A 15,072-nucleotide genomic window follows, 5' to 3' on the forward strand; every position below is an offset into this window, starting at 1 on the left:
CCCCGCCCGGACTTCCCGGGCGGGGCAACGGCTTTTCGCTGCCCAGGCAACGGCTTTCGCTGAGCGGGCAACCGCTTTTCCCGGCGCACAAGAACGGCGGCCCCAATTTCCGAGGCCGCCGTTCGGTTGTGCCGCGGTTCCGGACCGCGGGGCCGCCCCACGGTTCCGGACCGCGGGGCCGCCTCAGCGCCGCAGGCCCGCGTCCCAGCGCCTCAGGGCCGTTGCGCCGCCAGCGGATCCAGCCCACTCCCCAGCGGAATCCGGGCCACCAGCCCAGCGGGCATCCGCACCGGCCGGACCCCCTCGTACCCCAGCATCGCCAGCACATCCGGCGTGGCCAGCGGATGGTTGCGCCCCTGGTCGCTCACCAGCGACAGCGTGCCCACCGGCGCGCGCGGACTGGGCATCACCTCCACCACCGCCACCGACCCCGGCGACACCACCACCCGGTCGGCCAGCGGCAGGCCGGCATCGGTGCGCCTGCCCGTGCGCAGCGCCGGATCCCGTTGCGGCAGCACGGCATCCACCGTCACCGCAGGCACCTCCGCGCCCGGCTCGAAGCTCGCGCACACCGTGGGCGCGCCCGCGGCCGGACCTGCGAACTCCGGTCGCCGCTCCGGCGCCTGACCGGCCCGCGCGGGCTCCACCGTGGCCAGTTTCGCCCCGCTGACCGCCAACGGGCTCAACGCGATCCCGTTCAGCTCACCCTCGCCTAGGGCCTCGGCGGTGGGCTTGTGCGCGCGCTGGATCTCGAACTGCAGCTCCGAGATCGGCCGCAGCCGGTCGGCCTCCACCAGGTACCGCTGGGTCACCTCGCCCGAGACGCGCACCAGCGCCAGCTGACCGATCCGCAGGTCCGGCTTGCCGGGCACCGCGGTGCTGGGCTTGCCGATGTCCCGCAACGTGATCGGGCCGATCTCCGCGCCCGCCGGCAGGTTGTCCACCAGGGCCGACCCGGCCCGCAGCACCGGCCCGGTGCGCAGCGCGAGGCGGACCGCGGCCGTGTCGGCCTGGGCGATCCGGTGCCGGTGCCCGCGCCAGACCAGCTGCCAGTCACCCTGTTCCGGCGGTTCCAGCAGCAGCGCGGACTCACCGAGCGCGCGACCGCCGCCGGGCGCCTGGCCGACCAGCAGCACCGACTCGTGCACCGCCGCGCCGGTGGTGTCCACCGCGGGCTGCGAGCACATGCTCCAGCCGCCGCCGAGCACCCGTTCCCGGCCCGGCAGCCCGTCCGGCACGTCCAGCAGCCCGATCCGCGGCGCCCTCGGCACCCCGGCCAGCGACTCCTGCGAGACGTCCATGGTCGGCGCGTGCTTGCCCAGCGCCAGCAGCGCCGAGGTGTGGTTCGTGACCGGCCGCAGCCTGCCGTCCACGTACACCAGCCGCGCCCCGGTCTCCTTCTCCACGATCACCGCGTCGCCGGTGCGCCAGGCGTCCTTGCCGCCCGGCACGATCAGCCCGTACACGCCGAACCCGGCCAGGATGATCACCGCCAGCGCGATGCTGCCGAACGCGGACACGCTGGGTCGCCGGAACGGTGGCTGTTCCGGATCGGTCTCCCTGGTGACCAGCGCGGAGATCGCCCGCTGGGCCAGGAACTGGTGTGCCTGCAGCTGATCGCGACTGGATGCCATCTCAGCCGCCCAGCCCGCGCAGGTAGGCGTACAGGTCGAGCACCGCGCACACCACCGGCACCACGGCGAGCACCACCGCCACCTCGAACAGCTCGGCATAGCGTCCGAGGTACGGACTCGCCTGGCGACGGCTGTGGTGCAGCCCGGCCAGCACGACCAGTCCGCCGACCACGAGCAGCACCGCACCGGCGATGGCCACCCGCCCGGACAGCAGCGGTCCGAGCGCGAGGCACACCACCCCGCACACCCCCGCGCCGAGCAACGGAACCCGTTGCCACAGCACGGGATACAGCCGCGCCCTGAGCAGGAACCCGAGCGCGAGCACCACCAGCAGCCACAGCGCGGACGTGCGGCCGCTGCGCACCAGCAGCACCTGGCAGACCACGGCCACCAGCGCGACGCCGACCAGCATGCCGGTCAGCAACCCGTGCGCCCGCGCGACCGCCTGGTACACCGCCGGTCGCGGCGGCTGCGGATCATTCCGAACAAGATCCGCGGTGGTGCGGGGCAGCACCGGCATCGGCACCCTGGCCAGCCGGATCGCCAGCGGAGCCAGCAGCGGGGAGAACGCCAGCACCGCACCGGCCACGATCGCGGCCGCCTGGGCACCGTCGAAGGTGTCCAGCCCGGCCAGCACGCCGCCCAGCACGCCGAGCAGGCCAGTGGTCGCCGCCGCGGCGAAGACCGGCAACCCGTGCGCCGTGCCGAGGTGGCCGAGCACCGCCCCGAACAGCAGTGCCGCGCTACCCGCCTGGATCTGGGGTGCGCCCAGGTCCAGCAGCGGGTGGCTACCGGCCAGGAGCAGAGCTCCACCGAGGAAGGAGTACGGCAGCGAAAGCGCCCCGAAGACCGCGCCGGCCACCGCGTCTCCCGCGGTCCTGGCCAACGTAGCACCGACGGCGAGTAGCAACAAACTCACCAGGAGTGACCACAGTCCGGGCATCGGCCAGGGCGGTCCGGCCCGCAGCACCACCGCCAGGCCGAGCAGCAGCACCAGCCCGCCGACGGCCAGCCCGGCCAGCCGGGTGTGCCGCGCGCTCCAGGCCCGCCCGGCCCGGCCGGCGCCGTCGGCGATCGCGTCGACCAGGTCGTCGTACTCCAGCTCGGGCCACTCGGTGCGCCGCGAGGTCAGGTGCAGCACCTCGCCGTCCCTGATCCGGTACGAGCCCAGCGTGCGCCCGAGTTCCAGCGCCGACCCGTCACCCCGCCGCAGCAGCCAGCCGCCGTCGGCCGCACCGTCGTCAGCGAGGTGCTCACCGGCGTGCCGGAGCAGCCCCGGCACGATCTCGGCGACGCTGGACTGCTCGGGCAACGCCATGTCGATGCGCCGGTGCGGCGCGGCGACCGTCACTCGCACCAGCCCGGTCGTGGTCATCGGCCTACCTCCTCGCACTGGCCGCAGCGGCAACAACCTGCCGCCCGGCGCGCACCTGTGGTCCGGCTTCCTACGATCTGGGTGAAGGCCCGGCCGGGGAACCGGGTCGGCAGCTAGCGGCCATCACCGGTGGCACCGGATGATGTGCGAGACAGAGGGGAGCCCGGGATGACCGGCAACGGCCCGCAGGAGCTGGTCCCGCTCGGCGAGGGACCGGTGGCCACGGTGTACGCCGGGATGCGCGCGGACACCGGCGAGGCGTTCGCGCTCAAGGTCTTCCCGGCCAAGCTGCCCAAGCGCACCCGCGCCGAGCTGGACCGGGAGCTGACCAGGCTGGCCGCGCTGCGGGACCGGGCGCCGGTGCTGGTCGCCGACGCGGTCGAGGACACCCCGGACGGCCGCACCGCGCTGCGGATGGAGCTGTGCTCGCAGTCCCTGCGCGAGCTGGTCGCCAGCTGCGGCAGGCTCTCGGTGCCCGACGCGCTCGCCCTCGGCCGGGCGGTGGCCACCGCGCTGGCCGCCGCGCACCGGGCCGGTCTGGTGCACGGCGGCGTCACCCCCGGCAACCTGCTGTTCCGCCCCACCGGTGAACCCGTGCTCGCCGACCTCGGCCTCACCCTGCGCCGCGCCTACCCCCGCGACCACCGCACCGGCATCGACTTCACCGCCCCGGAAACCCTCCGCGACGGCACCGTGGACGAACGCTCGGACCTGTACGGCCTCGGCGCCCTGCTGCACCTGGCCCTCTCCGGCGAGTCACCGCACCCCGGCGCGATCGGCGAACCGGAGGGCGAGCGGATGCTGCGCGTGCTCGGCACCCCGGTGCCGCCGCTGACCAGACCGGACGTGCCCGAGGCGCTGACCGCGGTGGTCTCCGCGCTGCTGAGCAAGGACCCGGCGCTGCGCCCGGCCGAGGCGGCGGTGGTCTCGGGCTGGCTGGACCGGATGGGCGGGCCCGAGCCGAAGAGCGCGGGCGCGGAGGCGGCGGGACGGGGTTTCGACGACTTCGCCGGGTACGTGCCGGGCCCCTCGCCCGAGGCGCACCGGCTGACCACCGCGCAGGCCGACTGGCCCGGCCACCCCGCCCAGACCCCCGGCGTCCGGGCGGCCGGCCACGTTGCCCAAGTCCGGCGCACCCCGCGGCCGGTCCAGGCCCCGAGCACACCGCCGCCCGCCCAGTTCCCCGCCACCCCGCCATCGGGCCACCTCGCCCGGACCGCCGAGTCCGCACCGGAGCCCCCGACCCCCGCCACAACTCCAGACACCGCACCGGAATCCGCCCCGCCCCAGCCGCGCGGCGCCCCGCTGGTGATCTCCGGCCCGGCCCGGCCCGACCGCCCGGCCAGCCGCACCGGCTTGGTCCTCGGCGGCGTCGGCCTGGCCGCGGTGCTCGCCGTCGGCGCGGTGCTGCTGATCAACGACGACCCCGCCGAACTGGCCCTGCCCCCCGGCCCCACCCCGGCCAGCGCGCCCACCACCTCCGCGAAACCGGTGGAGATCGTGCTGGAGGAGCCCATCGTGCGCGGCAACACCGTCGAGCTGAACTGGCGCAGCAGCGAGTCGCTGTACTTCGCCGTGGGCATGGCGGTGGAGAACGCCACGGAGAACAAGACGTTCCCGCCGCAGCAGACCACCACCTGGAAGGGTGAGGTGGAACCGAACCGCAAGTACTGCTTCGACGTCCGGGGCACCAACGGCGGCGGCGTGGTCTACAAGAGCCAGCCCAAGTCCATCAACGGCGCGGACTGCCGCAACTAGCGGGCGCTCTGGTTCAGCGCGGGCGCGGGCGTCGCGGCCAGCACCTCGGCCACGATCTCGGCCGCGCCGCGCTGGTTCAGCTCCGCGTCGGCGGTCAGCACCAGGCGGTGCGCGAGCACCGGCACCGCGACGTCCTTGATGTCGTCCGGGGTGACGAACTCCCGGCCCTCAGTGGCCGCCATCGCCTGCGCCGCGCGCACCAGCGCGATGCTGCCGCGCGGGCTGGCGCCGAAGCGCACCGCGGTGTGCTCGCGGGTGGCCGCGGCCAGCCGGGCCGCGTACTCGACCACCGCGCGGTCCAGGTGCGCCTTGCGGACCTGGGTGATCGCGGCGCGCAGGGTCGGGATGTCGACCACGGCGGGCAGGTCGTCCGGGGACACGCCGGCGCAGTCGCTCATGATCACCAGGACCTCGGCGTCCACGTCCGGGTAGCCGACTGACAACCGCATCAGGAACCGGTCGAGCTGGGCCTCGGGCAGCCGGTAGGTGCCCTCCATCTCGATCGGGTTCTGGGTGGCCACCACCAGGAACGGGCTGGGCACCGGGTGCGCGACCGCGTCCACGGTGACCCGGCGCTCCGACATGACCTCCAGCAGCGCGGACTGGGTCTTGGGCGTGCCGCGGTTGATCTCGTCGGCGACCACCACGTTGGCGAAGATGCCACCGGGGTGGAAGGTGAACTCCTCTTCCTTCTGGTGGTAGACGGTGACGCCGGTGATGTCGCCGGGCAGCAGGTCGGGGGTGAACTGGATGCGGTTCCAGCTGCCGCCGATGCTGCGCGCGATGCAGCGGGCCAGCGTGGTCTTGCCCAGCCCCGGCACGTCCTCGATGAGCAGGTGGCCCTCGGCCAGCAGCGCGGCCACGGCCAGGCGCACCACCTCGGGTTTGCCGCGGACCACCGACTGCACGTTGCGCGCGATCAGCGAGTAGACCTGCCCGGCCTGCGTGGCGCTCATACCGGGGATCCTAGGCAGCACGGGTACAGCGGTCGTTCAGTCCCGGTACACGGCGGGCAGCTCCAGCTCGAAGATGGCGCCGCCGGCCTCGGCGTTGTACACCCGCAGCGTGCCGCCGTGCGCCTGGGCGACCCAGCGCACGATGGCCAGGCCGAGCCCGCTGGACCCGCCGCCGCTGGTGAAGCGGTCCAGGGCCAGCTCGGCGCGTTCGGCGTCGATGCCGGGCCCCTGGTCGGCCACGGTGACCCGGTTGCCGGCCACGCTGACGTGCACCACCGCGGCCGCGCCGGGCTGGTGGCCGTGCTGCAGGGCGTTGCCGAGCAGGTTGGCCACCGCGCGCTGCACCAGCACCGGGTCGGCGTCGACCTTGCTCGGACTGGTGGTCAGCGTGATCCGCGCGCCCTCCGGCGGGGTGTCCTCGACCACGCCCGCGACCAGCTGGTCCAGCCAGATCGGCTGCCTGGCCAGCTCCTGCACCCCGGCGGCGAAGCGAGCGCGCATGAGCAGGCCGTCGATGATGCCGCCCATCCGCGCGGACAACCGCACCGCGCGCGGCAGCAGCTCGGCGTGCTGGTCCGGGTTGCGCAGCCCGGTCTCGGCCAGCGCGCGCAGCGCCGCCACTGGTTTGCGCAGGTCGTGCGCGATGTCGCCGAGCAGCGCCTCCTGCTGGGCCAGCGCGTCCACCGCGGGTCGCATGGCCCGGCCGGAGAGCACGTGCCCGGCCAGCGCGCAGGCGCCGACCAGCAGCACGGACACCCCGAGCACGATCAGCACCCGCCGGTCGTGCCTGCTCTCGGTCTCCCGCGCGTCCAGCGCGGCGACCACCGCGCCGACGTACTGCCCCGACCGGTTGCGCAGCGAGTCGGCGGTGACCCTGAGCAGCTCGCCCCCGCTGCCGCGCTGGTAGCCGGTGATCATGCTGCGGGTGTCGACGGACTGCTGGGCGAGACTGGTCAGCGTGGTCATCGGCAGCGGGGCGCAGGGCTTCTCGCTGGTGTGATTGGTCGACCACTCACCATTCTCGTCGCGGTCCAGCACGGTGAACTGCGGGCAGGCGTTGTTGATCTGGTCGTGCCCGAGTTCCTCGGTGTTGATGGTGCCGTCGTAGTCGATCAGCCTGGACACCACCGCGCTGACCCGGCGCAGGTCGGCGTCCATGTGCTGCTCGCCCTGCTGCCGGTCCTCGCGGATCACCAGGTAGGCGAACAGGATCAGCCCGGCCGCGTTGAGCGCGGTGAACAGCAGGGTGAGCAGGCGGCGGAGGCGGCGCAGCCGGTCAGCGGAAGTCGTGCTCACCCGGCGCCCAACCGGAAGCCGCGGCCGTGCACGGTGTGGATCAGCCTGGGCTCGGCCAGCTTGGCGCGCAGCCGTTTCACCACCGCGTCGACCACGTTGGACATCGGGTCGGCGCTGTTGTCCCAGCAGTGCTCGATCAGCTCACTGCGCGAGATCACCTGCCCCGCCCTGGCCAGCAGGTGCTCCAGCACCGCGAACTCCTTGTCCGAGACGGTCAGCAGCACCCCGGCCCTGCGCACCTCGCGCCGGGCGCAGTCCACCTCCAGGTCGGCGTGCCGCAGCACCGAGGGCCTGCCGCTGCCGGTGCGGCGGCACAGCGCGGACACCCGCGCGGTCAGCTCGGCCATCGCGAACGGCTTGGCCAGGTAGTCATCGCCGCCGTGCTCGAACCCGGCGACCCGGTCGGCGATCTTGTCCAGCGAGGTCAGGAACAGCACCGGGGTGGCCCAGCCCTCCTGCCGCCGCCGGTGCACGTAGGTGATGGCGTCGCCGTCGGGCAGCATCCGGTCGAAGACCACGCAGGCGTGCTCGCCCTCGCGCACCGCCCGGTCCGCGGCCGCGATGTCCGCCGCCTCCACCACCGCGAGTCCGGCCGAGCGCAGCTCCGCGACCACCGCGAACCGCAGGTCGTCGTCGTCCTCGACCACCAGAACTCGGACGGGGATCACTCCCGGTCGTGTCATGGAAACCTCATGTGGCCACAGAGATGGTGGGTGCGATGGAGAGAGGGGGCGGGGGATGACGATCTTCCACATTCTGGGTCCGGTCGAGGCCCGCGACCCGGCTGGAGCGGTGCTCGAGCTCGGTGCGCGCAAGCCCGTCGCGGTGCTGGCGACCTTGCTGCTGCACCCTAACGCGTGGGTCCGGGTTGATCGGCTGATCGAGTCGACCTGGCATGAACAGGCCGTGCCCGCCTCCGCCGAGGCCAACCTCAAGACCTACATCTGCCGCCTGCGCCGCCTGCTGCCCTCGGCGATCGAGAGCCGCCCCGGCGCCTACCGGCTGCTGGTCGCGCCGGGCGAACTGGACGCCGACCGGGTGGCCGACCTGGCCGCCGCGGCCCGCGCCGCACTGGCCGAGGGCGCGCCGCACCGGGCGATCGCCCTGTACACCGAGGCCCTCTCCGCCTGGCGTGGCCGCCCGTTCGAGGACCTGCCCGGCGCGGAGTTCCAGTCCGCCGCGGACCGCCTGGAGGAGATCCGGCGCGACCTGCGCGAGTCGCTGGCCGAGGCGCAGCTGGCCGCGGGCGAGGCGCGGGCGGCGATCAGCGGCCTGCGCGCGCTGACCGCGGACGAGCCGCTGCGCGAGGCCGCCTGGACCCAGCTGGTGCGCGCCCTGCACGCGGCCGGCCGCCGGGCCGAGGCGCTGGCCACCTACCACCAGGCCCGCCGGGTGCTGGCCGAGGAGCTGGGCGTGGACCCGGGTCCGGCGCTGGCCGAGGCGCACCAGCAGGCGCTGGCCACTCCCGCCACCAGCCACCCGCGCCGCGAGCTGCCCAGGGACATCCCGGGTTTCACCGGCCGCGCCGCCGAACTGACCGCGCTGGGCCAGTCCACCCCCGGCCAGACGATCGTGCTGGACGGCATGACCGGAGCGGGCAAGACCGCGCTGGCCGTGCACGCCGCCCACCGCCTGGCCGCCCGCTACCCCGACGGCCAGTTCTTCCTGGACCTGCGCGCCCACGCCGACGCGCACCCGCTCGCCCCGGCCGACGCGCTGGCCCGCCTGCTCCGCGGCCTCGGCCACACCACGGTCCCGGCCGATGCGGACGAACGCGCGGCACTGTGGCGCTCCGAGCTGTCCGGCCGCCGGGTGCTGCTGGTCCTGGACGACGCCGCCGACGAGGACCAGCTGCGCCCCCTGCTGCCCGGCGCCTCGCCCAGCCTGACCCTGGTCACCACCCGCACCCGCGACTGGCGCCTGCCCGGCGAGACCCGGTACCGGCTGAACCCGCTGTCCCCCACCGAGTCCGCCACCCTGTTCCACGCCGCCACGGGCCGGCCGCTCACCTCGCTGACAACCGCGCTGACCGCCTGCGGCGGCAACCCCGGCGCCCTGCACGCGGTCGCCACCCAGCTCGCGATCCGTCCACAGTGGACAGCCTCGGACCTGGCCGACTGGCTCGCCTCCGCGCCGCTGGCCCCCGGCCTGACCGGCTCGTACCGGCGGTTGTCAGCGGGCGCCCGCTCAGCGTTCCACGCCCTGGCCGCCCTGCCCCCGGAGTTCGACACCCGGCAGGCGAGTCAGCAGCTGGGCCTGTCCCACCCGGAGACCCGCCGCCTGCTGGAGGAGCTGACCGACCACCACCTGCTGGAGGCCCCCGCCCCCAGCCGCTTCCAGACCCACCCACTGGTCCGCGCCCAGGCCCGCGCCACCCGCCCGCTGTCCAACACCCGCGTCGCGTGAGGAGGAACCCATGCCGCAGGAACCCGCTCCCGGCTGGCCAACGGGCCTGACCACCCGCACGGCCACTCCCGCCAACCCGCCGCGTCAACCCGGCCCCCCGGCCGCGGCCCCACGGCCGCACGCCGCCGCACTGACCGGCCCGGCCTACGCGCCGCGGCCCGCGCAGCTCCCGGGTCATGCCCGGCCGCCGCACCCCACCGGCCCCCGCGTGCTCGCCGCAGCCGCTCCCACCGCACCTCGTGTGCTCGCGGCCGCTCCCCTTGATCCCCGCGTCCTCGCCGCCGCCACCCCCGCTCCCCACCCGACCCGCCCCACCCCACCCCCAGCTCCCCCGGCACCCGCGCCCCGCCGCGCCGCCATCCCCGCCCTCCGCATCCTCTGCTGGCAGCTCGCCGCCCTCACCGCCGTCCTCGCCATCGGCCGCCCCTGGCCGCTGGCCACCGCGCTCGGCGTCGGCGCCGCCCTGATCGCCTGCACCGCGATCCGGGTCCGCGGCCGCTGGCTGACCACGCTGATGGCCATCCGCCTCCGCCACCTGCTCCGCCGCCGCGCCCACGACCTCGGCGCGACCGAACACGATCCGGCCCCCCTGCTCGACCTGCTCGCCCCGGCCAGCCGGATCCGCACCGCCACCATCGGCGGGGTCGCGGCCGGCCTGCTCAGCCACCCGGACGAGCTGGTCGTGGTGCTGCGCCCGCGCGCGGCTGACCACGAGTTCCTGCGGGCCGCGGCCGCGGACGCGTTGCTGCCCGACCCCGATCCGGCGATGCCCGAGTTCGGCGCCCGGCTCGTGCTGCACACCGGACCGGCCAGGGACCGGCCGCCGCGCACCTGGCTGGCGGTGCGGGCGCTGCGCGATCCGGACGTCTTCCGGGACGAGGACCTGACCACCGCGCTGGCCAACACCGTGCGCCGGGTGCTGCGCCGCCTCACCCGCGCCGGACTGCCTGCCGACGCCCTCGCCGAGGAGGACCTGCGCGCGGTGCTGCCCGCGCTGACCCACACCGGGTCCGGCCGCGGTGAGACCCGCGAGGACTGGCGGTTCTGGCGGGCGGGCGCGGTGACCCAGGCCGGTTTCCGGCTCGCCGGGTACGCCCAACTGTCCACAGTGGACCGTGGCCCGCTGCTGCAACGACTGCTGGCCGCCGCGCCCGGCGTGGCGATCACCGTGGCCGTCACCACCGGCGAGGACCGGGAGCCCACCGCGGTGCTCCGGATCGCCGCGACCACCGGCGCCGTGGTCGACGCGGCCGCCACCGACCTGACCTACCTGGGCGAACGCTTCGGCGTGCGCCTGGAACGACTCGACGGGCGGCACGCCCGCGCCCTCGCCGCGACCATGCCGATCGGAGGCAACCCGCTGTGAACACCCAGACTCCCGTGCTCTCCCTGCTGCGCCCGGCCGACCGTACGCCCGTGGCCACCGGGGTGGACACCCAGCTCGCCACCGCCGGCCGCGAGGTGCTCATCGCCCGCCGCGGCAACACCGCGTTCCCGCGTCAGCTGGCCACCTTCCGCAAGCTCGACCACGACAACCTGCGCCGCGGCGTGCGCTACCGGGTGCTGGTGCCCGACCGGACCCGCACCACCCCCGGCGCCTCGCTCCAGCTCAGCGCGCTGGCGCTGGCCGGGGCGGAGGTGCGCACACTGCCGGAAGTGCCGATGGACGCCTTTGTCATCGACGGCGAGGTCGCCGTGCTGCCCGCCGACCAGGCCGACGGCTACCCGGGCCGGGTGGCGATGTTCCGGCTGGCCGGGGTGGTGCGGACCACCACCGAGCTGTTCGAGCGGGTGTGGCCGGCGGCGGTGCCGCTGATCGCCTCGGAACTGCCCGAACCCGCCGAGCTGACCATGCGCGAACGCGAGCTGCTCACCCTGCTCTTCGACGGCTGCACCGACGAGTCCGCCGCGGCCCGGATGCGGATCTCGGTGCGCACGGTCCGGCGGATGGTCTCCGACATCATGAACCGGCTCGGCGCGCGCAGCCGCTTCCAGGCCGGCGCCAAGGCCGCGGACCGGGGCTGGCTGTTGGACCGGGTCGGCTGAACCCGCCCGGCCGATCGGCTACTGTCGGCCACTGTGCGGGTACTGGTCACCGAGGATGACGAGAACCTGCGGGTAGCCGTCGAGGTTTCCTTGCGCGGCGCGGGTTTCGCCGTCGACGCCGCCACCGACCTGCCGGCGGCCGACGAAGCGCTCAGCGTCAACGCCTATGACTGCGCGGTGTTCGACCGCATGCTGCCCGCCGGTGACTCCCTCAGCTACGTCACGGCCCGGCGCGCGGCCGGCTGGCCGGTGCCGGTGCTGTTCCTGACCGGCCGGGACAGCGTCGCCGACCGCATCGACGGCCTGGCCAGCGGCGATGACTACCTGGTCAAACCGTTCGCGATGATCGAGCTGGTGGTCCGGGTGCGCAGCCTGTGCCGCCGCACCGGCCTGGCCCCGGCCCCGGCGCTGCGCCACGGCGACCTGGAACTGGACCCGGCCCGGCACGAGATCCGCCGCGCCGGCGCCCGGCTGGAGCTGACCGGCAAGGAGTTCGCGGTGCTGCACCGCCTGCTGCTGGCCGGCGGCGGCACGGTCAGCCGCGCCGAGCTGATCGCCGCGGCCTGGGACGAGCTGGTCGCGCCCGCCTCCAACGTGCTGGACGTGGTGATCGCCCAGCTCCGCCGCAAGCTCGGCCCCCCGCCGCTGCTGCACACGGTGAAGGGCACCGGATACTTCCTCCGGTGACCACCCTCCTCCTCACCGCCGCCGCGGGCAGCGAGACCGGCAACCGCTACCGCTCGAACTTCGACCGCGCGCACCTGGGCCTGGACCCGCTGCTGGCCGTGGTCGCCGACGGCATGGGCGACGGACCGGGCAGCACGATGGCCGCCCAGACCGCGGTGGGCCTGGTGGCCGAGCACGGCCGCGCCGATCCGGCCGCGCTCGGCGCCGCGGTGGCGCTCGCGCACCAGCGAATCAGTGACTTCGGCCGGGAGATCGGCGGCCTGGCCGGCTGCACGCTCACCGCGCTGGCCGAGACGCCGGACGGGTTCTGGCTCGCCCAGCTCGGCGACTCCCGGCTGTACCGGCTGCGCGCCGGACTGCTGGAGCTGCTCACCGTCGACCACACCATGGCCTGGCTGGGCGCGGTGCACGGCTGGTACCCGTTCGACTCCCCGCAGGCCGCCTCGGCCCGCTACCAGCTGACCCGCTACCTCGGCCACCCCGCGCACCCCGACCCGGACCTGCTGAAGATCACTCCTCGACCCGGCGACACCTACCTGCTGTGCACCGACGGCATCGCCGAACAGGTTCCCTACCACCAACTCCTGGCCACCCTGCGCAGCGGCAACACCCCCGCGGCGATGGTGCGCGCACTGCTCTCGGCCGCCGAGGCCGCGGGCGGCAACGACAACGCCACCGCCATCGTGATCACCGCGACCGGCGCCTGAGCCGGCCCCGCGCCAGCCAGTCGGCCACATCCCGCTCCGCGCCGAGCCCCACCGAGCTGAACAGGTCCCGGCCATCGCTCACCGCGCCGAGCCGGGTCAGCGCCGTGTTGATCGGCCAGTCCGGCCGCGCCGCCCCGCAGGTCTCCTCGACCACCGGCCCCCACTCCAGCAGGCCGTCCCGCCACACCGAGGCGCCCTGGTACCCGTCACCGGCGAAGAACTCCGCCTCCACAAAGGCGATCGGCCCGGCTTGGGACCACTCCGCGAGCAGCGCGGCGAAGGTCTCGGGCAGCTCGGCGAAGTCCACCCGCCGCGCTCCGGTCAGCTCCCGGAACAGCTCCTCGCCCACCGGCACCAGCCCCAGCCCCTGGTTCAGCTCGACCACCACCGTCTCCGGCAGCCCGGCCACCCGGTCCCGCAACAGCTCCGCGCGCCCGAGCACTCCGGTCAGCTCGTACACCTCAACCCCTCTTCTCACCGGTGTCCGGGTCCACCACGACGATCTCCGCCAAGTCGTCCACACACCGGATGCCCTCGTCACTGGCGTCCAGCACCCGCAACCCGTCCAGCGCCAGTCGCCCGGACTCCCAGGCAACACCCTCCGGCCCGATCGCCACCAGATCGGTCCAGCTGACCAACAGCAACAGCGGCATCCCCCGCACCGGCACGACCTGAGCCACCTGGTCCCGCACCAGCACCGCCCCGGCCCCCGGCGCGCCGACCTCGACCACCTGCGCCAGCCCGGCCACCACAACGCACAGCTGCCCGGCCGCCGGACAGGCGAACACCCCGTCCACCCCGCCAACCCCTGAGGCCGGAAACCGGCCCACCCATTCTCCACCGCCCGAAGTGACCCGCACCGTCAGCGGACTGCCCCACCGCGCCACGAACTCCCCGGCCACCCGGCCGTCCCGGTCGTAGCCGAACACCGGACAACCCCAGTCCCCGTCAGCCGGGAACTCGGGATCGACCTCCACCCGGTAGCCGGGCTCGAACCCGAACGCCTGGAACTCCCGCACGCGATCAGACCGCCTCGACCAGATGGGACGAAGGCCCGTAGCCGATCTTCCAACTCGCGCAGTATCCGAGTGAACCATCGGCAAGGCACCGGACCGCGATGCTCACCCACCGGATGTCCGAGCCCGGGGTGTCCTCGTAGAAGGTGAAGCCCACCGCGACCTCGAACCGGTCCTCGTCACACGAGCACTCGACGAAGTACCTGGCCTCGGCCTCCTCCTCGGTGGTCGGCCAGTACTCGGCCGCGTCCAGCATGAACACGGTCGAGTCGCAGCCGACGCAGGTGCGGCGCACGCAGGTGGAGGACTCGTCGGTCTCCAGCACGAAGACCCGGCCCGCGCACCGGGCGCAGCGCGCCACCACCACCTGGTGTGCCGGGACCTCATCCGGATCCGCGCCGAAGTAGGCGATCAGATCGTCGAGGTCGTCCCCGGCCCAGCCCTCATCGACCTTCCTGAGCGTCACGTCTACACCTCATCGGCATCGCCCCACGGATTGAGCACAGTGATGCCGGTATCCGCGAAATCCTTGGTGTTCCGAGTGGCCAAGCAGGCCACGCAACGACGGCAGATCGCGGCGATCTGCGCATCGGCCATGCTGATCGGCGAACCCTGTTTCTCGCGTGCTGCCGCGATCTCGCCGTAGTACGCGGCCGCCAGACCATCGAACGGCAGGATCTGCCCCTGAAGGTCCTCGGTCAGCAGTTCGGAGACCTTGACCGCGAGCGCGGTCTTGCGCTGACCGTCCGGCATCCGCTCGACCCCGTAGGCGAGTTCGGCCGCCGTCACCGCGGTGACGAAGACTTCATCGGCCGGGTACCGATCCACCCAGCGCACCACCTCGTCGTTCGGAGCTCGCCTCATGAGCTCGGACACGACGTTGGTGTCAAGGACGATCACTCAAGGAACTCCGCTGCTCGTGCCCGCTCCGTGCGCTGAGGAGTCTCGAACGCGACATCCTCGACGTCACTGAAGCGCTGCCTGATCCTCGACCCCATCCCAGGGCCGGACTCGGACTTGGTCAACACTGCCGCGAGGATCGCGCGTACCTCGGCTTCCATGGATCGACCGTGCTCAGCCGCACGGATCCGCAACTTCGCCTTCAGACTCTCGTCGAAGTCGCGGATCGTCAGGACCGCCATGATCCACCTCCGATGCTGTCATTGCAGTCAATGCTAGCACCAAAGGTCC

General features: G+C 74.0%; 16 protein-coding genes. 6 read left to right on the top strand and 10 right to left on the bottom strand.

All coding sequences use genetic code 11. From position 1 onward, the window contains the following. Nucleotides 1-212: 212 nt before the first annotated feature. Together eccB and eccD are read right to left on the bottom strand one after the other, a co-directional pair. Nucleotides 213-1,634, bottom strand: coding sequence for a type VII secretion protein EccB (gene eccB / locus N8J89_RS33655; RefSeq protein ID WP_283661004.1), 1,422 nt, complete (start codon nucleotides 1,632-1,634; stop codon nucleotides 213-215). A gap of 1 nt (nucleotide 1,635) precedes the next feature. Beyond that, entirely contained in the window at nucleotides 1,636-3,009 is a 1,374-nt protein-coding gene (gene eccD, locus N8J89_RS33660; protein WP_283661005.1) for a type VII secretion integral membrane protein EccD, read from the bottom strand. A gap of 168 nt (nucleotides 3,010-3,177) precedes the next feature. Between eccD and N8J89_RS33665 the strand changes: the two genes are divergently transcribed. Continuing rightward, nucleotides 3,178-4,767, top strand: a complete 1,590-nt coding sequence (locus N8J89_RS33665; protein WP_283661006.1) for a serine/threonine protein kinase — start codon at nucleotides 3,178-3,180, stop codon at nucleotides 4,765-4,767. On the opposite strand, the gene N8J89_RS33670 is transcribed toward N8J89_RS33665, so the two are convergent. Genes N8J89_RS33670 through N8J89_RS33680 form a run of 3 tightly spaced genes read right to left on the bottom strand, consistent with a single transcriptional unit; the run spans nucleotide 4,764 to nucleotide 7,702 of the window. Continuing rightward, nucleotides 4,764-5,723: an AAA family ATPase gene (locus tag N8J89_RS33670; RefSeq protein ID WP_283661007.1), complete on the bottom strand. Its 960-nt coding sequence runs from the start codon at nucleotides 5,721-5,723 to the stop codon at nucleotides 4,764-4,766. The two genes, N8J89_RS33665 and N8J89_RS33670, sit on opposite strands and share 4 nt — an antisense overlap. 36 nt (nucleotides 5,724-5,759) lie before the next feature. After that, a complete protein-coding gene (locus N8J89_RS33675) occupies nucleotides 5,760-7,019 on the bottom strand; it encodes a sensor histidine kinase (RefSeq protein WP_283661008.1) in 1,260 nt (419 codons plus the stop codon). Then, nucleotides 7,016-7,702: a response regulator transcription factor gene (locus N8J89_RS33680; RefSeq protein WP_283661009.1), complete on the bottom strand. Its 687-nt coding sequence runs from the start codon at nucleotides 7,700-7,702 to the stop codon at nucleotides 7,016-7,018. The genes N8J89_RS33675 and N8J89_RS33680 overlap by 4 nt, the downstream gene beginning before the upstream one ends. A gap of 55 nt (nucleotides 7,703-7,757) precedes the next feature. Here N8J89_RS33680 and N8J89_RS33685 point away from each other — a divergent pair, with 55 nt between their 5' ends. From N8J89_RS33685 to N8J89_RS33705, 5 genes are read left to right on the top strand one after another with little or no spacing between them, the layout of a single operon-like run. After that, a complete protein-coding gene (locus N8J89_RS33685) occupies nucleotides 7,758-9,425 on the top strand; it encodes an AfsR/SARP family transcriptional regulator (protein WP_283661010.1) in 1,668 nt (555 codons plus the stop codon). 10 nt (nucleotides 9,426-9,435) lie between these two features. Further along, entirely contained in the window at nucleotides 9,436-10,791 is a 1,356-nt protein-coding gene (locus tag N8J89_RS33690) for a type VII secretion protein EccE (RefSeq protein WP_283661011.1), read from the top strand. Next, the gene (locus N8J89_RS33695) at nucleotides 10,788-11,471 is read left to right on the top strand and encodes a helix-turn-helix transcriptional regulator (RefSeq protein WP_283661012.1); all 684 of its coding nucleotides are present in this window, start codon (nucleotides 10,788-10,790) and stop codon (nucleotides 11,469-11,471) included. Before N8J89_RS33690 ends, N8J89_RS33695 begins: the two co-directional genes overlap by 4 nt. A 33-nt stretch (nucleotides 11,472-11,504) precedes the next feature. Continuing rightward, nucleotides 11,505-12,158: a response regulator transcription factor gene (locus N8J89_RS33700; protein WP_283661013.1), complete on the top strand. Its 654-nt coding sequence runs from the start codon at nucleotides 11,505-11,507 to the stop codon at nucleotides 12,156-12,158. Beyond that, nucleotides 12,155-12,865 (top strand): PP2C family protein-serine/threonine phosphatase, encoded by a 711-nt coding sequence (locus N8J89_RS33705; RefSeq protein WP_283661014.1) that lies wholly within the window; start codon nucleotides 12,155-12,157, stop codon nucleotides 12,863-12,865. The genes N8J89_RS33700 and N8J89_RS33705 overlap by 4 nt, the downstream gene beginning before the upstream one ends. On the opposite strand, the gene N8J89_RS33710 is transcribed toward N8J89_RS33705, so the two are convergent. Genes N8J89_RS33710 through N8J89_RS33730 form a run of 5 tightly spaced genes read right to left on the bottom strand, consistent with a single transcriptional unit; the run spans nucleotide 12,846 to nucleotide 15,023 of the window. Further along, nucleotides 12,846-13,325 carry a hypothetical protein gene (locus tag N8J89_RS33710; protein WP_283661015.1) on the bottom strand — a complete coding sequence of 160 codons (480 nt, stop codon included), beginning with the start codon at nucleotides 13,323-13,325 and terminating at the stop codon, nucleotides 12,846-12,848. The genes N8J89_RS33705 and N8J89_RS33710 overlap by 20 nt on opposite strands. Nucleotide 13,326: 1 nt before the next feature. After that, nucleotides 13,327-13,884, bottom strand: a complete 558-nt coding sequence (locus N8J89_RS33715; RefSeq protein ID WP_283661016.1) for a hypothetical protein — start codon at nucleotides 13,882-13,884, stop codon at nucleotides 13,327-13,329. A gap of 4 nt (nucleotides 13,885-13,888) precedes the next feature. Further along, complete coding sequence (locus N8J89_RS33720) at nucleotides 13,889-14,347, bottom strand: hypothetical protein (RefSeq protein ID WP_283661017.1); 459 nt, start codon at nucleotides 14,345-14,347, stop codon at nucleotides 13,889-13,891. Nucleotides 14,348-14,349: 2 nt separating this feature from the next. Continuing rightward, nucleotides 14,350-14,781, bottom strand: coding sequence for a type II toxin-antitoxin system VapC family toxin (locus tag N8J89_RS33725; RefSeq protein ID WP_283661018.1), 432 nt, complete (start codon nucleotides 14,779-14,781; stop codon nucleotides 14,350-14,352). Beyond that, nucleotides 14,778-15,023, bottom strand: coding sequence for a FitA-like ribbon-helix-helix domain-containing protein (locus N8J89_RS33730; RefSeq protein ID WP_283661019.1), 246 nt, complete (start codon nucleotides 15,021-15,023; stop codon nucleotides 14,778-14,780). The genes N8J89_RS33725 and N8J89_RS33730 overlap by 4 nt, the downstream gene beginning before the upstream one ends. Nucleotides 15,024-15,072 lie beyond the last annotated feature (49 nt).

This window comes from Crossiella sp. CA-258035 (assembly GCF_030064675.1).
In the GTDB taxonomy this organism is placed as follows: Bacteria; Actinomycetota; Actinomycetes; order Mycobacteriales; family Pseudonocardiaceae; genus Crossiella.